The sequence below is a fragment of the Myxococcus vastator genome (genome assembly GCF_010894475.1).
GTDB lineage: Bacteria > Myxococcota > Myxococcia > Myxococcales > Myxococcaceae > Myxococcus > Myxococcus vastator.
This window is the reverse complement of record NZ_JAAIYB010000146.1, coordinates 1-17,870: the sequence shown is the minus strand read 5'-3', so window position 1 is coordinate 17,870 and position 17,870 is coordinate 1. Positions and strand designations below refer to the sequence as shown.

The 17,870-nt window shown below is 69.3% G+C and carries 21 protein-coding genes and 1 tRNA gene; 9 read left to right on the top strand and 13 right to left on the bottom strand.

What is annotated here, in order from left to right; genetic code table 11:
* Positions 1-220: 220 nt before the first annotated feature.
* From G4D87_RS16515 to G4D87_RS16480, 8 genes are all read right to left on the bottom strand, one after another.
* A complete protein-coding gene (locus tag G4D87_RS16515) occupies positions 221-682 on the bottom strand; it encodes a DsrE family protein (protein WP_163783031.1) in 462 nt (153 codons plus the stop codon).
* Positions 683-710: 28 nt separating this feature from the next.
* On the bottom strand, positions 711-1,754 hold the full coding sequence (locus G4D87_RS16510; protein WP_163783030.1) for a YeiH family protein: 1,044 nt from the start codon (positions 1,752-1,754) through the stop codon (positions 711-713).
* A 29-nt stretch (positions 1,755-1,783) separates the two neighbouring features.
* Positions 1,784-3,382: a bifunctional metallophosphatase/5'-nucleotidase gene (locus G4D87_RS16505; RefSeq protein ID WP_163783029.1), complete on the bottom strand. Its 1,599-nt coding sequence runs from the start codon at positions 3,380-3,382 to the stop codon at positions 1,784-1,786.
* A gap of 100 nt (positions 3,383-3,482) precedes the next feature.
* A complete protein-coding gene (locus G4D87_RS16500; RefSeq protein WP_163783028.1) occupies positions 3,483-3,839 on the bottom strand; it encodes a rhodanese-like domain-containing protein in 357 nt (118 codons plus the stop codon).
* A 138-nt stretch (positions 3,840-3,977) separates the two neighbouring features.
* A complete protein-coding gene (locus tag G4D87_RS16495) occupies positions 3,978-4,736 on the bottom strand; it encodes an anti-sigma factor family protein (protein WP_163783027.1) in 759 nt (252 codons plus the stop codon).
* Positions 4,723-5,250: an RNA polymerase sigma factor gene (locus G4D87_RS16490; protein WP_163783026.1), complete on the bottom strand. Its 528-nt coding sequence runs from the start codon at positions 5,248-5,250 to the stop codon at positions 4,723-4,725. Before G4D87_RS16490 ends, G4D87_RS16495 begins: the two co-directional genes overlap by 14 nt.
* A 93-nt stretch (positions 5,251-5,343) precedes the next feature.
* Positions 5,344-5,814 carry a DUF6691 family protein gene (locus G4D87_RS16485; RefSeq protein ID WP_163783025.1) on the bottom strand — a complete coding sequence of 157 codons (471 nt, stop codon included), beginning with the start codon at positions 5,812-5,814 and terminating at the stop codon, positions 5,344-5,346.
* 12 nt (positions 5,815-5,826) lie between these two features.
* Positions 5,827-6,252, bottom strand: coding sequence for a YeeE/YedE family protein (locus tag G4D87_RS16480; protein ID WP_163783024.1), 426 nt, complete (start codon positions 6,250-6,252; stop codon positions 5,827-5,829).
* Between the two features lie 94 nt (positions 6,253-6,346).
* Here G4D87_RS16480 and G4D87_RS16475 point away from each other — a divergent pair, with 94 nt between their 5' ends.
* From G4D87_RS16475 to G4D87_RS16460, 4 genes are read left to right on the top strand one after another with little or no spacing between them, the layout of a single operon-like run.
* Positions 6,347-7,048 carry an MBL fold metallo-hydrolase gene (locus G4D87_RS16475; protein WP_163783023.1) on the top strand — a complete coding sequence of 234 codons (702 nt, stop codon included), beginning with the start codon at positions 6,347-6,349 and terminating at the stop codon, positions 7,046-7,048.
* Positions 7,049-7,079: 31 nt separating this feature from the next.
* Complete coding sequence (locus tag G4D87_RS16470; RefSeq protein ID WP_163783022.1) at positions 7,080-7,403, top strand: rhodanese-like domain-containing protein; 324 nt, start codon at positions 7,080-7,082, stop codon at positions 7,401-7,403.
* Between the two features lie 26 nt (positions 7,404-7,429).
* Positions 7,430-8,224: a sulfite exporter TauE/SafE family protein gene (locus G4D87_RS16465; protein WP_163783021.1), complete on the top strand. Its 795-nt coding sequence runs from the start codon at positions 7,430-7,432 to the stop codon at positions 8,222-8,224.
* A gap of 25 nt (positions 8,225-8,249) precedes the next feature.
* Entirely contained in the window at positions 8,250-8,792 is a 543-nt protein-coding gene (locus G4D87_RS16460; RefSeq protein WP_163783020.1) for a DUF421 domain-containing protein, read from the top strand.
* A 6-nt stretch (positions 8,793-8,798) separates the two neighbouring features.
* Here G4D87_RS16460 and G4D87_RS16455 read toward each other — a convergent pair whose 3' ends face one another.
* Entirely contained in the window at positions 8,799-9,806 is a 1,008-nt protein-coding gene (locus G4D87_RS16455) for an SDR family oxidoreductase (protein ID WP_163783019.1), read from the bottom strand.
* A 296-nt stretch (positions 9,807-10,102) separates the two neighbouring features.
* Here G4D87_RS16455 and G4D87_RS16450 point away from each other — a divergent pair, with 296 nt between their 5' ends.
* A complete protein-coding gene (locus tag G4D87_RS16450) occupies positions 10,103-11,071 on the top strand; it encodes a mechanosensitive ion channel family protein (protein WP_163783018.1) in 969 nt (322 codons plus the stop codon).
* A 49-nt stretch (positions 11,072-11,120) separates the two neighbouring features.
* The gene (locus G4D87_RS16445) at positions 11,121-11,750 is read left to right on the top strand and encodes a hypothetical protein (protein ID WP_163783017.1); all 630 of its coding nucleotides are present in this window, start codon (positions 11,121-11,123) and stop codon (positions 11,748-11,750) included.
* Between the two features lie 52 nt (positions 11,751-11,802).
* On the opposite strand, the gene G4D87_RS16440 is transcribed toward G4D87_RS16445, so the two are convergent.
* Both G4D87_RS16440 and G4D87_RS16435 read right to left on the bottom strand, forming a co-directional pair.
* On the bottom strand, positions 11,803-12,390 hold the full coding sequence (locus G4D87_RS16440; RefSeq protein WP_205507609.1) for an imm11 family protein: 588 nt from the start codon (positions 12,388-12,390) through the stop codon (positions 11,803-11,805).
* A gap of 9 nt (positions 12,391-12,399) precedes the next feature.
* Complete coding sequence (locus tag G4D87_RS16435; RefSeq protein WP_163783016.1) at positions 12,400-13,692, bottom strand: AHH domain-containing protein; 1,293 nt, start codon at positions 13,690-13,692, stop codon at positions 12,400-12,402.
* 201 nt (positions 13,693-13,893) lie between these two features.
* Here G4D87_RS16435 and G4D87_RS16430 point away from each other — a divergent pair, with 201 nt between their 5' ends.
* A complete protein-coding gene (locus G4D87_RS16430) occupies positions 13,894-14,394 on the top strand; it encodes a hypothetical protein (RefSeq protein ID WP_163783015.1) in 501 nt (166 codons plus the stop codon).
* Between the two features lie 96 nt (positions 14,395-14,490).
* On the opposite strand, the gene G4D87_RS16425 is transcribed toward G4D87_RS16430, so the two are convergent.
* Positions 14,491-14,565, bottom strand: a tRNA-Thr gene (locus G4D87_RS16425).
* 337 nt (positions 14,566-14,902) lie between these two features.
* On the opposite strand from G4D87_RS16425, the gene G4D87_RS16420 reads away from it, so the two are divergent.
* Positions 14,903-16,453: a Glu/Leu/Phe/Val dehydrogenase dimerization domain-containing protein gene (locus G4D87_RS16420; RefSeq protein WP_163783014.1), complete on the top strand. Its 1,551-nt coding sequence runs from the start codon at positions 14,903-14,905 to the stop codon at positions 16,451-16,453.
* 94 nt (positions 16,454-16,547) lie between these two features.
* Here G4D87_RS16420 and G4D87_RS16415 read toward each other — a convergent pair whose 3' ends face one another.
* Positions 16,548-16,907: a PilZ domain-containing protein gene (locus G4D87_RS16415; RefSeq protein ID WP_013940932.1), complete on the bottom strand. Its 360-nt coding sequence runs from the start codon at positions 16,905-16,907 to the stop codon at positions 16,548-16,550.
* A 167-nt stretch (positions 16,908-17,074) separates the two neighbouring features.
* Between G4D87_RS16415 and G4D87_RS16410 the strand changes: the two genes are divergently transcribed.
* On the top strand, positions 17,075-17,716 hold the full coding sequence (locus G4D87_RS16410; RefSeq protein ID WP_163783013.1) for a DUF6066 family protein: 642 nt from the start codon (positions 17,075-17,077) through the stop codon (positions 17,714-17,716).
* Positions 17,717-17,870: the final 154 nt, after the last annotated feature.

Here is a 17,870-nt window from a genome sequence, read left to right as displayed (position 1 = left end):
TCGCAGGCTCACGGCGGCGGCGCCCGGAGCGCCCAGCCCCTGGTCGATTCGGACTTGGAGCCCCTCCTTGACCTCCAGCCGCGGCCCGGTCTCCGCGGCCTCCTCCTCCACCACCTCCTCGGCCCGGCCTCGCCGCGCCACGCCGGCCAGGGCCAGCAGGCAGAGGGACAGCACGGTCCGCGTCCTGTGTTTCGCGCGCTCCATGGGTGGCCACGCCTTGCTAGTAGCGGATGACCTGGTAGCCCTCGGCCACCAGGCGCGACAGCTCCGCCACGCCGTTGTCCACCACGTCGGCCTGGGGCTGGAGCGTCTTCGGGTCGATGCCGAACTTCCTCAGCGCGGAGGCGCACGCCACCAGCCGCACGCCCGCGGCCTTCGCCGCCTGGGCCGCCTCGCGGACCTCCGCCGGCACGGCCTTCACCGTCGGGTCCAGCGCCACCACCGCGCGGCCGTAGGTGAGCCACACCACGTCCGAGAGGTAGCCCGACTCCTTGGCGTTCTTCACGTGCCGGAGGGAGCTGGACAGGGTGCCGAGGTCCTCCAGGCCCGTGGTGGCCACGAAGACGAGCTTGCCCTGGCGAGCGGGCACCTCCTGCTTCGCGGGCTGGGACGGCGGCGCGGCGAGCGAGGCCAGGGGCGCGGTGACAAGCGAGATGACGAGCAACGGCAGGAAGCGATTCATCAGCACGGACTCCGAATCAGTTCGAGGACTACTGGATGGACAGCAACTGGATGAGTCCCCAGGCGGACAGCGCCAGGGCGGCGAAGCCAACGAGGCCCGCGTAGACGACCCGCATGCCCGCGCGGCGGACCATGCGCAGGTGGGTGCCCAGCCCCATGGCCGCCATGGCCATCACCATGAGGAAGACGCTGGCGGTGGAGAGCCACGCCTTGGCGGCGGCGGGCACCACGCCCACCGTGCCCAGCACGCCCACCGCGAGGAAGCCGATGACGAACCACGGGATGGGCGGCTCCTTCAGCGAGTAGCGCACCTGCCCGCCCGCACCGGAGACCAGCCCCAGCACCACGAGCGCGGGGGCCAGCAGCACCACGCGGGTGAGCTTGACCAGCGTGCCCAGGTCCCCGGCAGCGGTGCCCCAGGTGAAGGCCGCGGCCATGACCTGCGCCACCTCATGCAACGTGGCGCCCGACAGGATGGCGAGCTGCGCGGTGCTCAGCCCCAGCAGCGGCCCCACGAAGACGTAGAAGAGGACGCCCACCGTGCCCAGGATTCCGCACAGGCCCACCGCCAGCGTGGTGTCCTCCTCCTCCGCGCGGGTGACGGAGCTGGCGGCCACCACCGCGCTGGCGCCACAAATGGAAGTGCCCACGGCCAGCAGCGTGCCCAGCTTCTCCGGCACGCCGAAGCGCTTCGTCACCCAGCGGATGCCCAGGATGCCGCCGACGATGACGGCCAGGGCCAGCAGCAGCACGCGCGGGCCCACCTTCGCCACCAGCCCGAAGTCGAGCCGCGCCCCCATCAGCACGATGCCCAGCCGCAGCACCGTGCGCGCCGAGTAGCGCGTGCCCTCCACCAGTCCGGGGGCCAGCCCCAGGGCCGTGCGCAGGGAGATGCCAATCAACAGGGCCACCGTGAGGGGCCCCACCACCTTGAGGCCGGGGAGCGTGGCCAGCCCGTAGCTGACCACCGCCAGCCCGGCGGCCAGCCCCAGGCCCGGCAGCCGTCGGCGCCAGGGGCCTCCAGGCGGAGGCGCGGCGCGAGTCGAGTTGGAAGCGGCGAGAGGTGCGGTCATTTCAGGAGGGCGGTAGGAGGAAGTCGCGCTCACGGCTGGACCTGCTGGGTGCGGAGCACGGCCGGCAGGTCCTCGCCCACCGCGCGGCCCTCCAGCGACGCGCGCAGCCGCGGCTTGCCGGCGAGGAAGCGGCGCACCGCTTCGTGCGCGTCCACGTCGAGCACCCGCGGCTCCTGGACACCCGGGATGCGGCAGAGCATGTCCGGCGAGTCCCCTTCCCGCTCGCAGGCCGTCACGGTGTAGAGGCGCTCGTCCACCACCGGCTCGCCGGCGACCTCCAGGGCGAGGAGGCGCTGCCCCTTGGGAGCGTCCGAGCGGAAGCGCAGCGTCATCCCCGAGGGGCGCGGCAGCCACCCGCCGAAGCGCTGCTCCGGGTCCTTCGCGAAGACGTTCTCCAGCTCCTGCTCCCAGAAGGCGCGGAGCTGGCGGCCACTCACCTTGCCCGTCTTCAGGTTGTTGATGATGGGGAAGAAGTTCCACAGGTCCGCCTCGCGCACGGGCCCGGGCAGCAGCGGCGTGCCGAAGCGGAAGCCGTTGGACAGGCCAATCTGCGTTCCGCCCGCGGCGCGGATGGCGTCAGCCAGCACGTTGTCCAGCGGGTTCTCCACCACCGCGTAGCGCGCGAGCGTCACGTCGGTGTGCCCCACCGGCGAGGACAGCTTCTCCTCGTAAGGCGCGAGCGCGGCGTCCACGAGCCGCGCCACCGCTGGGTCCTCGGGGAAGCGCGACGCGGTCAGCTCGATGAGCTCCCACCGGCGGTCCACCACCTCCCCGTCCTCCAGCCACAAGTCCATCCGGCCGAGGAAGGAGCCGAAGGCGCCGGGCTCCACCACCCAGCTTCCCGCCTGCTCGATGGGCGCATAGGTGCGCTCGTGCGTGTCGCTGGAGAGGTGGGCGTCCACGCCGGGCACCCTGGCGGCCAGCCCCACGGCCTTGGCGAGCCCCACGTGCGTCATCAGGAGCACCACCTGGGCGCCCTCGCGCTCGCGCACCTCGCGCACCAGCGCCGGCAGCGCCTCCGGGCCGTCGTAGCGCAGACCCTGGCTGTACCCCGGGGGCTGGCGGCGCGGGACGTCCGGGTCCGTGAAGCCCACCACGGCCACCTTCACCCCGCCCACCGTCTTCACCAGGTACGGCGGGAAGAGCCGCTCGCCGCTGGCCGCGTCGCGCAGGTTGGCCGCGAAGAACGGGTGCTTCAGCTCGCGGGCGCGCTGGCGCAGCACCGCGGGGCCGTACACCACCTCCCAGTTGCCGGGCACCGCGCCGTCCAACCCGAGCGCGTTGAGCGGTTCGATGAGGGCCCCGCCCTCGCTGAGTGCCGCCGCGCCCGAGCCTTGAATCGTGTCACCAGCGTCGAGCACCAGCACGTCCCCGCCGCGCTCGGCCCGAATCTGCTGAATGGCGGCGGCGACACGGGCGAAGCCGCCCGCCAGCTCGATGCGCTCCTCTCCGTCGCGCCAGAAGAGCTCGGGGTGGGCGCGAAGCTGCGCGTGCAGGTCCGCCACGTAGAGGACGGTGAGCTGCTGGCGCTGCGGCGTGGGCGCGCTGTCCGCGACCGGGGGCCGGGAGGAAGCACAGCCGGAGGCCAGGGCGAGCAGCGCGCAGAGCGCGGACACAAGACGGGACATCGTGGAGCACCTCATGAAGGTTGGCGGGAGACAGCGAAGGAGACACGAGGCGGGCCGCGCGGAGTTCCCGAACGGCGGCGCGCCTCGACCGCCTCGCGCGTCACGGCCACGCCGACATGGGCCCGAGGTTGAAGACGTCCTGGAACCCCTGCGCCTTCAACAAGCGCTCGGCGCGTCCGCTGCGCGCGCCACTGCGGCAGTAGACGACCAGGGGCGTCCCCGGCGAGCCAAGCTCACCGAGCCGCCGTGCCAGTTCTCCCACGGGGATGTTCACCGCGCCCGGCAGGTGCCCGGCGGCGTACTCCTCGGGCGTGCGGACATCTACCAGCGTGGCGCCCGCCTCCACCCGGCGGCGGGCCTCGGCCCCCACGGCGGCGTCACCTGGCCGCGGGCGCGCGCAGGCGAGGAAGAGGAGACCCACGAACGTGGCGACGGTGATGACGAGAACGACCTTCATGGCGAGGCTCCATCCAGCACCGGAGGCCAGAGGGCCGCCGGAAAGTGCGTGCAGCCCGGTGAGAGCCGCGGCGGCGGCCAAAGGATTCAGCGCCCTCCCCGCCCGGCGCCCCGGCCGCTGCCCGGGCACCCAGGCGCCTCAGGGAGCGAGGCGGGCCAGCGCGGCCAGGAGCACCGCGGGCTCCAGCTCGGAGACGGCCAGCGCGCCCCCACGAGGCGCCACGCAGATGCGCTCACCCACGGGCCCCTGCGTACACCGGGGCCCGTCACCGGCGAAGCGGGCCGCCTCCCGCGCCGCGTCCGAGCCCGGCAGGGGAAGGAAGAGCGTCATCGCCTTGCCGCCCTCGTGCCGGTACAGCAGCGAGGCGGAGAGCTTTCCATGCAGCCGGCAGCGACGGGCGCCCAGCAACGTCGCCCCGGGCACCACCGGCACCTCCACCGCATAGCCCACCTCCCGCTCCACCCACGCCTTCACTTCGGCCGGGTCCGAGGACTCGAACTCGCAGGGCGTCACCCGCGAGAAGGCCTTGAGGTGGTGCCGCTCGAGGTCCATCGCCAGCGCTTCATTCATGCCCATGCCGCTGGGCCAGGACGTCCAGAGCACGCCCACCGACATCAGCGCCGCGGCCAGGCCCGCCGCCAGCCTCCGCCTGGGAAAGGACGGCCGGGAGCGCGGCGCCAGCCGGGTGACGCGCTCCTCCAGCACGGGCGGCACTCGCGCCTCCGCGGCGCCCTCCGCCTTCAGCGCCTGGCGCAGCGAGGCGTAGCGGGCCGCCTCCCGGGCACAGCCCGCGCAGCGGGCCAGGTGGCGCTCGACCGCCTGCTGCTCATGAGCCTGGGCCTCACCGTCGAACCACGCGGAGAGACGCTCCTGCCACTGGGCGCTACAGGCTTCCATGGGCCTTCTCCTTCTCGAGGAAGTCGAGCATCGCCAGCCGCGCCCTCGCCAGCCGCGAGCGCACGGTGCCCACCGGGCAGCCCTGCACCTGGGCGATCTCCTCGTAGCTCAGCTCCTCGACTTCTCGCAGCCACAACGTGTCGCGCCACTCCGGCGCCAGGGACTCGAGCGCCGCCTTCATCTCCGCGCTCAGGGTGCGCGCGTGCAGCTCCGCCTCCAGGTCCGCGGAGGGCTCCGGTGGCGGCGACCGGCCCAGGCCGCCCTCCAGCACCTCCAGGTGAGGCCGCAAGCCCCGGCGGGAGTTGAGGTGCACGGTGCGCTGCACGGCGAGCAGCCAGGCCTTCAGGCGCGCGGGCTCTCTCAGCGCGCCGCGCTGCTCCAGGGCGCGCGCCAGCGTCTCCTGCACCAGGTCATCCGCCTCCGCGGCACTGCCCGTCAGCCGGCGCCCCACCCGCCTCAGGGCAGGCAGGTGCTCCAGGGCACGTTCAATGAAGGCGCGGGCGCTCACGGGCATGAGGACACGGTGGGGCGGGTGAAAGGTTCCCGGTGAAGGCCGGGGCGCTCGGAAAGGTGGAGCGCCCTCGGCTTCCACGCGGCGGAGGCGGGGCTATGGAGCGGACGCGGCGCCTGCATGAGGCGCCTCCGGACGCGGTGCGCCCGCGCCGCTGCGCGCCTGCAGCACCTGCGCGAGATAGAAGCCGGCGAACATCGCGGGCACGAAGACGAGCAACGGGAAGGCCCCGGTCGCCAGCGCGGTGAGCGCGGGGCCAGGGCAGTAGCCGCCCAGACCCCAGCCCACGCCGAAGAGAGCCGAGCCCACGAGGAGCTTCGCGTCCGGCTTGCTGGCGGAGAACGCGGGGAACCTGGCGGCGAACAGGGGTCGCGCGCGCTGGTGGATGAGGGGCCGCAGCGCCGCGTGAACGGCGATGGCGCCGCCCATCACGAACGCGAGCCGGTAGTCCCAGTCGCCCGTGATGTCGAGGAAGCCGAGGACGTTGGCCGGGTCCGTCATGCCGGCGAGGCCCAGGCCGAGGGCGAAGATGAGGCCGCTGAAGAACGCACTGAGGGAGGAACGCATGGGGGGCTTTCTCTAGAGGACGTGGCGGACCAGGAAGACGGTGAGGACGCCGGTGGCCATGAAGGTGAGCGTGGCGGAGATGGAGCGGACCGAGCCCCGGCTGATGCCGCAGACGCCGTGCCCGCTGGTGCAGCCGTTGCCCAGCCGCGAGCCGAACCCCACCAGCAGTCCCGCCCCCGCCAGCAGCCAGACGCCGCCCGCGCTCGGGGCCGAGGGCGCGGGGAAGGAGCCGGGCCGCAGCCAGGCGAGCAGCAGGCCCCCGCCGAGCAGCCCGGCGAAGAAGAGCACGCGCCAGGCGATGTCACCGCGCACGGGGGCCAGCAATGCGCCCACCACGCCGCTGATGCCGGCGACCCGGCCGTTGGCCAGGAGCAACAGGGAGGCGCTCAGCCCGATGAGGGCTCCGCCGAGGAGAGGAAGGAGGAGGGAGGAGGTCATGTCGCGTGAGAGCCAGATGCCCAGGAAAGGATTCAGCAGGAGGGCCTGAATCCTTCTTCCACGCCTCGGGCTCTCATGGACAGGAGGCTTCGACATGATTTTCCGGCAGCTTTTCGATTCCGAGTCCTCGACGTACACCTACCTCATCGGCGACGAGGCCACGCGCCAGGCCGTCCTCATCGACCCCGTGCTGGAGCAGGCCGACCGCGACCTGCAGCTGGTGGCCGAGCTGGACCTCACCCTCACCCACGTCTTCGACACCCACGTCCACGCCGACCACGTCACCGCGTCGGGCGCGCTGCGGGAGCGCACGCAGGCCACGGTGGTGGGGAGCGTGAACGGCGCCAGCTGCGCCAACGTCCAGGTCCGTCACGGGGACGAGGTGCGCGTCGGGCAGCTCGTCTTCCAGGTGCTCGCCACTCCGGGGCACACGGACGACAGCCTCAGCTACCTGCTCGGCGACCGCGTCTTCACCGGGGATGCCCTGCTCGTGCGCGGCAACGGCCGCACCGACTTCCAGAACGGGGACGCGAGCCAGCTCTACGACAGCCTCACGCGCGTCCTCTTCGCCCTCCCCGACGAGACGCTCGTCTACCCCGCCCACGACTACAAGGGCCGCACGGTGACGAGCATCGGCGAGGAGAAGCGACACAACCCCCGCGTGGCCGGCAAGAGCCAGGAGGAGTTCATCCACATCATGGAGAACCTCAACCTGCCCAAGCCCAGGCTGATTGACGCCGCCGTCCCGGCCAACCGCGCCTGTGGACACACGGCGCCCTCACCCCAGGGAGCCTGAGCTCCTTGGCCCCTTCGCAGGAGTCCCGACCATGACACCCCGCCCCTATCAGAACATCGCGCCCTCAAGGCTCGACACGCTCGGCCCCGAGGTGCGGCGCATCGACGTGCGCGAGCCGGACGAGTACACGGGCCCCCTGGGCCACCTGCCCGGCGCCGAGCTCGTCCCCCTGGGCACGCTGGAGGCCGCCGCCACCGCGTGGCCGCGCGAGGCGCCGCTGCTGCTCATCTGCCGCTCGGGCGGGCGCTCCGCGCAGGCGGCGGAGCTGCTCGCACGTGGCGGCTTCAAACACCTCTTCAACCTGGCGGGCGGGATGCTCGCCGTGCGTGAGCCGCCCGCGCCGCCCCTGGGCTGACCGCGCGTCACGACAGGAAAGACACCATGCCCTTCCTCGGCTTCTCCCTCGCGGCGCTCATGGGCCTGTCGCTCGGCCTGCTCGGCGGCGGCGGCTCCATCATCACCGTCCCCATCCTCGTGTACGTCCTGGGCTTCGGGGCCAAGGAGTCCATCGCCATGGGACTGGCCGTGGTGGGCGTCACCAGCCTCTTCGGCGCGGCGAGCCACTGGCGCAAGGGCAACGTCCAGTGGAAGGCGGCCCTCGTCTTCGGGGTGGTGGCCATGGCGGGCACCTACGCAGGAGCGCGCCTGTCCGCGCTCATCTCCGGGACGACGCAGCTCCTGCTCTTCGCCACGGTGATGCTCGTCTCCGCGGTCTTCATGTTCCGCAACGGCCGGAAGGACGCCGCGCGGGCGCCCGAGCCCCGGAGGGCGTCCTTCCCCCTCATGGCGCTGGCCGCGCTCGGGGTGGGGGGGCTCACCGGCCTGGTCGGCGTGGGCGGCGGCTTCCTCATCGTCCCGGCGCTGGTGCTGCTGGTGGGCCTGCCCATGAAGCAGGCGGTGGGCACCAGCCTGCTCGTCATCGCCCTCAACTCCCTCGTGGGCTTCGCCGGCTACCTCGGCCACGTCGAGGTGCCCTGGGTCTCCCTGGGCATCTTCACGGCCATCGCCGTGGTGGGCATCCTGCTGGGCACCTGGGCGTCCCACTTCGTCTCCCAGGCGACGCTCAAGGCAGCCTTCTCCGGCTTCCTTGTCGTGATGGGCGTCTTCATCTTCTTCAAGAACCGGGAAGCGTTGGGGCTGGGGGGCAGCGCCTCCACGACGCGGAACGCCCACTGACGCCACGCAGGACTCCAGGAGGACGATGTTCTTCGACAATTGGCATGACCTGGCCCGGGTGCTGTTCGTGGGCGCGGCGGCCTACGTGGCCCTCGTGCTGATGCTGCGCCTCTCCGGTCCGAGGACCCTCTCCAAGCTCAACGCCTTCGACCTGGTGGTGACGGTGGCGCTGGGGTCGACGCTGGCCACGGTGCTGCTGTCCAAGGACGTGGCCCTGGCAGAGGGCCTGCTCGCCTTCGCGGTGCTCATCGGCCTCCAGTTCCTCGTCACCTGGACGTCGGGAAGGTGGCCCGCCTTCAACACGCTGGTGAAGTCCGAGCCGGTCATGCTCGTGCGCCAGGGCCGCTTCCTCCCCCAGGCCATGCGCCGGGCCCGGGTGGTGGAGGAGGAGGTGCTCTCCGTGCTGCGCGACCAGGGCGTGGCCCGGCTTGAGGCGGTGGAGGCCGTCGTGCTGGAGACCGACGGCTCCATGTCCGTGATTCGCCGGCAGGACGCGCCCCCGGAGACGCTGCCTCGCCCCAGGCAGGCGCGCCACGATGACGGGGACGCAGCCCGCCGCCCGTCGTAAGGCGGCTCAGGGACCGCCACGCCCGCCGGTGGCGCCGAAAATCTGCCCGGTGGAGTAGCTGGTCCCCGGGCTCGCCAGCTCTACATAGATGCTCGCGAGCTCCGCGGGCTGGCCGGGGCGGCCCAGGGGCGTGTTCTCACCGAACGTGACGAGGTTCTGCTGCGTCTGCCCGCCCGTCACCTGGAGCGGCGTCCAGAAAGGCCCCGGCGCCACGCCGTTCACCCGGATGCCCTGCTTCGCCAGCTGCTTGGCCAGGCACTGGGTGAAGTTCGTGATGCCGGCCTTGGTCATCGCGTAGTCGAGCAGGTTCTCCGGCGGGTCATACGAGACGACGGAGGTGGTGTTGATGATGGTCGCCCCGGGCTTGAGGTGCGGCACGGCCGCCTTGGTGAGCCAGAACATCGCGTAGAGGTTCGTCTTCAAGGTCCAGTCGAGCTGCTCGGTGGTGATGTCGAGGATGGAGTCGTGGCTCTGCTGCCGGGCGGCGTTGTTGACGAGGATGTCGAGGCCCCCGAGCCGGCTCACGGCGTCGGCGATGAGCTTCTTGCAGAAGGCCTCGCTCCGGAGGTCGCCGGGCAGCGTCACCGCCTTGCGGCCCGCGGCCTTGATGAGCGCCACCACCTCCTGCGCGTCGGGCTCCTCCGCGGGGAGGTAGTTGATGGCCACGTCCGCGCCCTCGCGCGCGTAGGCGATGGCGGCGGCGCGGCCGATGCCGGAGTCTCCGCCGGTGATGAGCGCCCTGCGGCCCGCGAGGCGACCAGCGCCCTTGTAGCGCTTCTCGCCATGGTCCGGCCGGGGCTGCATCTTGCTCGAGAGCCCCGGCCAGGGCTGCGACTGCTTCGCGAACGGAGGCTTCGGGTACAGCGTGACAGGGTTCTGGAGCGGCGCCGCGGCGGCAGGTGCCGTCCCACCGTCCTGGGCCAGCGCTGGCGTGGCGAGCGCCGCGGCGACGCCAGTGGCCAGCCCTCCGACGACTTGACGGCGGGAAGGGGGGTTGTTGTCGTCCGAAGCCATGGTCTGCCTCCAGTTCAAGCCTGGGAGGTAGACGGAACGCCGCCTCCGCGAAATGCGCCGTGCTTCGTCGACCGTGCGTGTGGCGGCTCGAGAACAGTGCACCACCCGCGCCGTCCGCGCCCGTGCGGAAGCGCTGTCGGGCAGCGCACGGTCGTCGTCGCCCAGGTGCTTTCGCCCCGTTCTCACCTCGGGCCCGAATTCCTCCAGGCGCCGCGCCGGGCCTGCGCCTGTCTGGTTGTCCGCCGCGTGACGCCTGCGTCCTTGTGGCGCCCTGGAGGCCAACACAGCTTGTGGGCATGGAGCTGTTCGGCGTCCGCGTCCTCGGCCTCAACGCCGAGACGCTGCAGAAGGTGGTGCTGTCGCTGACCGTGCTCGCGGTGGTGCTGGGTGTGCGCGCGCTGCTGACGGTGGTGGTGGGGCTGGGCACGGGCGTGTCTCGCCGCTCCATCTGGGCGCGCAAGGGCATCCGGCTCGCGTTCGGCGCGCTGGGTGCGCTGCTGCTCCTGTCCATCTGGTTCGACAACCCCAACCGTCTGGCGACGTTCCTGGGCCTGCTGGCCGGCGGGCTCGCCTTCGCCTCGCAGAACGCGGTGCTGTCCGTGGCGGGCTACTTCGTCATCGTGTTCGGCAAGACGTTCGATCTGGGCGACCGCATCCAGCTTGGAGACGTGCGCGGAGACGTGCTGGACATTGGCCTGCTCAAGACGACGGTGATGGAGATGGGGGTGCCCGCGCTGCTGAACCCCGACCCGCACCACTGGGTGTCCGCGCGCCAGTACACCGGGCGCGTCGTCACCATCACCAACGCGGAGGTCTTCAAGCAGCCCACGTACAACTATACGCGCAGCTTCAACTTCCTCTGGGAGGAGCTCCGGCTCCCCCTGCGGTACGACACGGACCTGCAGCGCGCCGAGGCCACCGTGCTGACGGCCGTGCGCGAGGCCACCGCCGGCATCATCGAGGAGGGCCACCGGGAGCTGGCCCACCTGCGCGAGCGTTTCCTCATTCATGCCAGCGAGTTGGAGCCTCGCGTCTACCTGCGGCTCACGGACAATTGGGTGGAGCTGAGCGTGCGCTTCCTCGTGAAGACGTACGGCGTGCGCGAGGTGAAGGACGACATCTCCCGGCGCGTGCTCATGCGCTTCCGCGAGGAGGGCATCGACCTGGCGTCCGCCACGATGGAGCTGGTGCGACTGCCGCGCGTCGAGGTGCGCACCGCCGAGGCGCCCGAGGCCGTCGAGGAACCCCTGCCCGCGCACCACTGACCCAGAGCCCTTCACGCACGCTCGCGGAAGGGACACGTATAATCGCGCCATGCCCGCCTACGACTACAGAAAGCTATTCGGAGAGATTGAGCGCGTCGTGAAGTCGGACCTCTCCGTCGCGGAGGCGCTCCTGCACATCATCCAGTTCTGCGAGGCAGCACGCCCTCATCCAGGCTGGTCCGCCCTGCGGGCGCTGGAGGTGGAGGGCGACCTCCGGCAGCTCCAGCAATGGCTCGAAACCATCATGAGGACAGCGCCGCCGCCAGCGCCCATCACCGGCCTTTGGTTTGGTCTCTTCAACCCGACCGTGCAGGGGCGCGTGACAGCGGACCTCCATCTCATCGGGGCCCCCTACGACGCGACCGACTCTGACTGGCTGTTTCGGCAGCGGTGGGGCAAGGACACGCCCGACGCGGGCTCCACCGTCCTCGACTCCATCTACCAGCTCGCCTACGGGAGCGAGGAAGGCCTCGGGAACGATGCCGAATACCCCTTGGCGCTGGCATATGCCGCGCTCGCAGTCCGGCATCTCGCACAGCGCATGGGGCCAAGCCTCCTTGGAGACGCCGCCCAGCGAGTCCTCCACGTCGGCTTCGATTCCGGCGACTTCCTGTGCATCGGCGCGGTCCAGAAGGACGGCCTCGTCTACTCTCGCGACAGCGAAGTGATGACTTCGTGAACGCCGTTTTGAAGTTCGGAATCGTCGCCAACTCGGCGCTCAGCACCGACCGTCAATGAAGGTCGGGAGCCTCGGTCACGCGCTCGAAAGACACGCCCAGGTTCCCGACCCCTTCGAGCGCGTTCTTGATGTCCTCCGAGACAATGAAGGCGATCTTGAACTTCTTCAGTCGGAAGATGTGCGCGCCCTCGGTCTTCGCGGAGTCAATGCGCAAGCCATTAATCCAGCGAAACTGCCCTGCATATTCAGGAAATGGGTCGTCTTCAGCATAACACTGTATCTCTCGGCAATTCGTTTCATCAATGCAATCAAGGACTCTGGCTGCATTGACAATGAAGAACGACTCGGCCTCTCCATCTACCGTCACTGGAAACAATTGAACGTCGTCGGGAGCGTGAGCCCTGAAAACGTTCGCAACCGCTTCGGTGACAATAGGCGTTCGTTCAACCCCCGCAAACACAAAGGCACGCTTCTGACCCTGCCTTCTGACCCGAGCCTTGATTGGCCCAGGGTCCGGAAGGGGGTGCCCCTCTCCGAACATCCACGGTTCCTCGAACGTTCCACCAGACGCAGGCACAGGTGTCGTGATGTACCACTGAGGCACATCAGCGATATTCACCCAATAGAAATTCCGTTCCACCCTACCCTCCTACTTTACGATGAAGCCACGCAACTCAGTGCCCGGCGTAAGCAACTCATCTGCAATCTTCGCGAGTTCATTCAGCAACTTAGCGCGACAGGTCTCGATGGTTCTGCAAGCACGCACGGCCGTTTGTAGGCGAGTCACCACCTGATTGTGGTAAAATTCTGGGTGAGGTCCCTCATGCCCCTTGAGCCGCACCTTGTTTGCCACATCCTCAAGCGTCATCCCGGCCTTCTCGAAGATTTCTTCACACACAGGCGTCCAAGGCCCCCCGGTAGTGTCGGCGATGGGGTTCTTGTTCGTGCAGATATGATGAACAGGCCCCACCTCATCGCCAGGAAACCGCCCGTCCGAGTACATCGCCAGGGCGGCAGCAGCTCCGGGTGCCACGGTGACATTGAGCACACCGGCGGCAGGAAGCGCCATTGAAGTCACGCCGCCATTCATCGCCGCTCCGAGCTGGAATCCCGCCTCGGCCTGCGCTCGAAGCGCGGCTTGAGGAAAGCCAGGAAGCCTTGGCCCCTGGGCCGCCATCGCGTTCTTTCCACCGAGCGCCGTCATGACGACAAGCACCAGGACGCGCGTGCCGTTCGTCCCCAGCACCCTCCCGAACCGATGCCCGATGTCTTGCAACTCGATGACGCTCATCGCCGTCCCCGCATCATCCCACAACCGGACGAATCCGCGCCCAATCTCCCAGACGGGCACCACGCCCAGGTAGGCCACCATCGCCGCCGTCAAGGCCACGGCGATGACCTTGGTGACGGGCTCGGGCAACGCCAGCGTGAGGAGCAGCGTCAGCGCGGCCGACGTCACCAGGGCCTTCAGCGCCGCTGGGTTCAGCACCTTGCCGACCTCGACCTCGACGCTCTCCCATACGGTGTCGAGCGCGAAGGACAGCGCCATCAACGTCCGGTCCTTGCGCGAGAACGTCAGCCCCGTTCCGCCCACCAGGGTCAAGCAATCGTCCGCATCGGGACAAATGTGCGAGTACAGGGTCTCCAGCGAGCTGCCCGAGCCTGAATCGACGATGCCTTGGGAGGACGCCAGAAGCGATCTGGACCGAGACCACCCGCGCTCGTCCACCTCATCAGCCTCTCGGAAAGCGACGTCCATCCGCAGGTCCAGGATGAGGCGCGTGAGGGCGGACTTGAACTCGTCCTCACTCACCTGAACCGGGTCAACATGCACCGACTCGTGGACGACCTTCTGCCCATTCCCGACATCGATATGGACAACGCGGGTGGTCGCGCACCCCGCCGAAAGAAGCAGCAACGACACGACTGCAACCCATCTCATGGCATCCCCCGAAGGTGCCCCTGGGAATCAGGACGCGCTGCAGCCTGGCTTTAGAGTCTGACAACTTCAGCGGAGTTCGCGCGGCAGTCCCTACTACACGCATCCGAACGAAAGCTCCATACCCTTCAGGTTGTGCTGTCTTTCAGGCAACAACGAGCGAAGAGTGGATTGCCTCACCACTGCGCGTTAAGAGCGAGCAGCATGGCCTCCACCAAGTTCGCGCTCCTGGGCTGCGCCGTCGTGCTTGTCGTGTCCTCCGGCTGCCCCGGCTCCGCGACGGGAGGCGTCTCTATCCGTCCCGATGGCAGCCCGGGACCACAGCCGTGCCCCGAGAAGTCACGGGAGGTGATGAACTACCTCCGGCTGTTCGTGGGTGAGTCCGCCTGGGTGCAACTCGACGCGAACCAGACCCGGGCGCGCCCCATCACCTTGTACGACGGGAACATCGAGAGCGTACTGGACGAGAACCTCGGGCTCCTTGAAGCACCCGCTCGGCTCTACGGCCGCGTGTGGACAGGAGGCCCCCAGGTCGTCATCCGCTACCATGCGGCCCAACCGATGAATGGCGGAGATCTGGTGCCCCTCTGCGCCGTGGCTCGACTGGGATTCGGACAGCTCCGAAAGCACCCGGAGTCCAAGCCAGGGACAGCCATCATCGATTCGCCCCGCGCAGGGGTCTACATCGTGGACGAGTTCCGGTGAGGACACAGGGCCGCTGAAACGGTCGCGGCCCCGCGCTGCTCGCCGCGGAAAACAAAAAGGGCTGGTTGCTTGAAGCAACCAGCCCTTCTTTCTTCTTGGAGCCGACACCCAGGCTTGAACTGGGGACCTACTGATTACGAATCAGTTGCTCTACCGCTGAGCTATGTCGGCGCGACAGGTGCGCGGGGAGTACCATGACGGCGCATGACCGGCAAGCAGAAATGAAGGCAGGAACGCACCCGCCCCGCCACCCCGGCCCGTTTCCGCGCGCCCGCATCGTTGGTTTTCCAACCATCTCCACGGTTGACCACCCTGACACGGATGACACACCGCGTCTGTCGCCGCTGACACATCGCGTTGCGATAAGTGCCCGTTATCTTTCCAGATTCTCGTGAGAGGACGGGTGCTTGGCGCGGTTGAACTCTCGGAGCGCCTATGCACATAAGGGCGCCGCTACCCCTACGTGCCTCGCCCACGAGCGGCGACGCGACAAGGAGCATCTTCCGTCATGGCCAGCGAAGAGAATTTCATGCGTGCCCCGGCCCCTACGCCCAAGCGCACCGTCTACACCGAGGCGATGGAGATCTTCCATCGTGCCGCGGACCTCATCGCGCTGGACAAGCGCGTCCGCCTCGAGCTGGAGGAGCCGGACTACGAGCACATCTTCTACGTGACGGCGAAGCTGAAGGACCGCCTCGTCCCGCTCTCCGAGGAGAAGGCGCGGACCTTCTCCAACCTGCCCGAGACGCAGGTGCGCAACAAGGAAGGCCTGGAGCTGCTGGCCAACGGCAACATCATCCTCAACGGCCGCGCCCTGCTGGGCTCGGACGTGGACATCCGCCAGGGCCACCTGCGCCTGCCCGACGGCAAGGTGTACCAGCTGGTCCCCGGTGAGTCGCAGCGCTTCAAGGCCTACCGTGTGCAGCACAACCAGGCGCGCGGCCCCTACAAGGGCGGCCTGCGCTACCACCGCGAGGTGTCCCTGGACCTCTTCAAGGCCCTGGCCGCGGAGATGACCTGGAAGACGGCCATCGCCGAGGTCCCCTTCGGCGGCGGCAAGGGCGGCATCCAGATTGACCCGCGCGAGTACGGCCGCGAGGAGATTGAGGCCATCACCCTGCGCTTCATGTACCGGCTCAAGAGCATGATTGGCCCGGACATCGACATCCCGGCGCCGGACGTGGGCACCAACCCCGGCATCATGGCCCTGCTCTACCGCCAGTACTCGGACGGCGAGCGCGAGCGCCACAACCTGCGCGGCATCGTCACCGGCAAGGACGTGCGCATCGGTGGCTCCGAGGGCCGCAACAAGGCCACGGGCCAGGGCGTCGCCTTCTGCATCGAGGACTACTACGCCGACCGCGGCGAGTCCGTGAAGGGCAAGACGTTCATCCTCCAGGGCTTCGGCAACGTGGGCAGCCACGCCGCCAACATCCTGTCGCAGATGGGCGCCCGCCTGCTCGCGGTGAACGACGCCGACGGCACCATCTTCAATGGTGACGGCATCGACGTGAGCGCGCTCTCCGCCTACGTGCAGGACGCGAAGAACCTCAAGCACAGCGTGCTCGGCTTCCCGGGCGCCCAGCGCATCGACAAGAAGGACCTGTGGGACGTCCAGGCGGACATCCTGGTCCCCGCGGCCCTGGGCGGCGAAATCACCGCCGAGGTGGCGGAGCGCCTGCGCGTCAAGCTGGTGGCCGAGGGCGCCAACGGCCCCACCACCCCGGAGGCCGACCGCATCCTGGAGAAGCGCGGCATCGAGCTCATCCCGGACATCATCGCCAACGCCGGCGGCGTGACGGTGAGCTACTACGAGTGGATCCAGAACAAGCGCATGGAGCGCTGGAGCGAGGCCGAGGTCGACCAGCGGCTCGAGCGCGCCATGAAGCGCAACTACCGCATCATCCGCGACATCTCCCGCAACCAGCCGCGCAAGACGGAGATGCACGACAGCCGTCAGTACTGCATCGGTGAGACGGTGGACACCCGCTGCGCCGCCATGATTCTCGCGCTCAAGCGCATCGAGGCCCACTACCTCCTCGAGGGCTTCTCGCAGTAGCCCCGGGCACGTCGCCCACCGCTGGAAACACGAAGGGCACGGTCCTCCTCCAGGAGGCCGTGCCCTTTCGTTTGTTCCGGGCCCCGGGAGGACGTCAGTGCATCACCCGCTCGCGGTCCACCAGCAGCAGGGGCGCGTCGTCCTGCGTCTCATAGGCCACGATGCGCAGCCCCACGCCGCGGCTGCTGCCCTCGCGCCCGTCCTTGCGCCCGAAGGCCAGGGCCACCTGGTAGCGGACCTCGCACAGGCACGTCATCTCCGTCCCGTCCTCGCCGGCGAAGGTCACCTTCAGCTTCTCACCCAGGCCCACCTGGTCCCGGACCTCCACGAACATGCCCCGCGCGCTGATGTTGCGGCCCACACCCCGAAGCATCCCATCCTGGGTGGTGAGGTAGACGGTGAAGACCTTGTCGAAACGGAGGTGGGACCGGCGCTCGTGAGGACGCTCGAACATGGGGGTAGCTCCCGGAACAGGTGGTGACAGGCGCAACCTACACGGTAGCCAGATGTAGGCAACTTCTTCACCTACATCCACCCATACACACCCATGTAACGGGTGCCGGATGCCTTCCGAAATGGCACGATTCCAGGCTGACCCCCTGTTTCCCGGAGACCCCGCTCGTGAACCGCACCCTCCTCGCCGCCGCCTTCCTCCTCGTGCCCGCGCTTGCCCTGGCGGACGCGGACCCTCGCTTCGCCAGGCTGCGCGACGAGGCCGAGCCCCTGGGCGGGCTGGGGACCTTCCTGGACAAGTACGTGGGCGCCTGCGACGGGCCCTTCGTGGACTCGCAGTGCAAGGCCAACGCGGAGGCGTTCCGGAAGAAGTACCAGGGCAAGCGGCTGTACATGATCGTCACCGAGGACGACGCCACCATGCTCTCCCCGGGGCCCTATTCGCTGGGCACGGGGGAGTACAGCATCCACATCACCCCGTTCTTCCCCGGCGGCAGCTCGGCGCTCACCCACGGCGCGCCCAAGAAGACGGACGGGAGCGGCAACCCCATCCTCCCCTACCTCACCGTCACGGGGGACATGCCGGCGGGGTGGAACCTGCAGATGTTCAACCGCCTGTTCTCCACGCGCTCGGTGCGGGCGCAGATTGTCTTCACCCCGCAGAGCGTGTGGAGCCTGCCCAAGAAGGGCGGCGGGAAGAGCCACGGCGTCACGGCGCGCATCGAGGCCATCTTCCTCACCGAGGGCCGCAGCGGGCAGCCCATGGGCCTGTGGCTCAACGGCAAGGACGCCAAGAAGAAGAAGCGCTAGCCGGGCGGCCCCTCACCGGGCGATGGCGATGTACTGGAGCGCCTCGCCCCGCTTCACTCGCAGGAGGATGCTGGCCCCGGCGCTCCCCTTCCCCAGCGCCGCGCGCACCCCGGCCGCGTCCGTCACCCGGCGGCGGTTCGCCTCCGTCACCACG

Coding starts and splice junctions, on each gene's coding strand:
- G4D87_RS16490 (WP_163783026.1), bottom strand. CDS start 5,250: ATGCCCGTGAGCGCCCGCGCCTTCATTGAACGTGCCCTGGAGCACCTG.
- G4D87_RS16500 (WP_163783028.1), bottom strand. CDS start 3,839: ATGAAGGTCGTTCTCGTCATCACCGTCGCCACGTTCGTGGGTCTCCTC.
- G4D87_RS16460 (WP_163783020.1), top strand. CDS start 8,250: ATGTTCTTCGACAATTGGCATGACCTGGCCCGGGTGCTGTTCGTGGGC.
- G4D87_RS16505 (WP_163783029.1), bottom strand. CDS start 3,382: ATGTCCCGTCTTGTGTCCGCGCTCTGCGCGCTGCTCGCCCTGGCCTCC.
- G4D87_RS16470 (WP_163783022.1), top strand. CDS start 7,080: ATGACACCCCGCCCCTATCAGAACATCGCGCCCTCAAGGCTCGACACG.
- G4D87_RS16475 (WP_163783023.1), top strand. CDS start 6,347: ATGATTTTCCGGCAGCTTTTCGATTCCGAGTCCTCGACGTACACCTAC.
- G4D87_RS16510 (WP_163783030.1), bottom strand. CDS start 1,754: ATGACCGCACCTCTCGCCGCTTCCAACTCGACTCGCGCCGCGCCTCCG.
- G4D87_RS16445 (WP_163783017.1), top strand. CDS start 11,121: ATGCCCGCCTACGACTACAGAAAGCTATTCGGAGAGATTGAGCGCGTC.
- G4D87_RS16430 (WP_163783015.1), top strand. CDS start 13,894: ATGGCCTCCACCAAGTTCGCGCTCCTGGGCTGCGCCGTCGTGCTTGTC.
- G4D87_RS16415 (WP_013940932.1), bottom strand. CDS start 16,907: ATGTTCGAGCGTCCTCACGAGCGCCGGTCCCACCTCCGTTTCGACAAG.
- G4D87_RS16465 (WP_163783021.1), top strand. CDS start 7,430: ATGCCCTTCCTCGGCTTCTCCCTCGCGGCGCTCATGGGCCTGTCGCTC.
- G4D87_RS16480 (WP_163783024.1), bottom strand. CDS start 6,252: ATGACCTCCTCCCTCCTCCTTCCTCTCCTCGGCGGAGCCCTCATCGGG.
- G4D87_RS16455 (WP_163783019.1), bottom strand. CDS start 9,806: ATGGCTTCGGACGACAACAACCCCCCTTCCCGCCGTCAAGTCGTCGGA.
- G4D87_RS16435 (WP_163783016.1), bottom strand. CDS start 13,692: ATGAGATGGGTTGCAGTCGTGTCGTTGCTGCTTCTTTCGGCGGGGTGC.
- G4D87_RS16420 (WP_163783014.1), top strand. CDS start 14,903: ATGGCCAGCGAAGAGAATTTCATGCGTGCCCCGGCCCCTACGCCCAAG.
- G4D87_RS16450 (WP_163783018.1), top strand. CDS start 10,103: ATGGAGCTGTTCGGCGTCCGCGTCCTCGGCCTCAACGCCGAGACGCTG.
- G4D87_RS16495 (WP_163783027.1), bottom strand. CDS start 4,736: ATGGAAGCCTGTAGCGCCCAGTGGCAGGAGCGTCTCTCCGCGTGGTTC.
- G4D87_RS16485 (WP_163783025.1), bottom strand. CDS start 5,814: ATGCGTTCCTCCCTCAGTGCGTTCTTCAGCGGCCTCATCTTCGCCCTC.
- G4D87_RS16515 (WP_163783031.1), bottom strand. CDS start 682: ATGAATCGCTTCCTGCCGTTGCTCGTCATCTCGCTTGTCACCGCGCCC.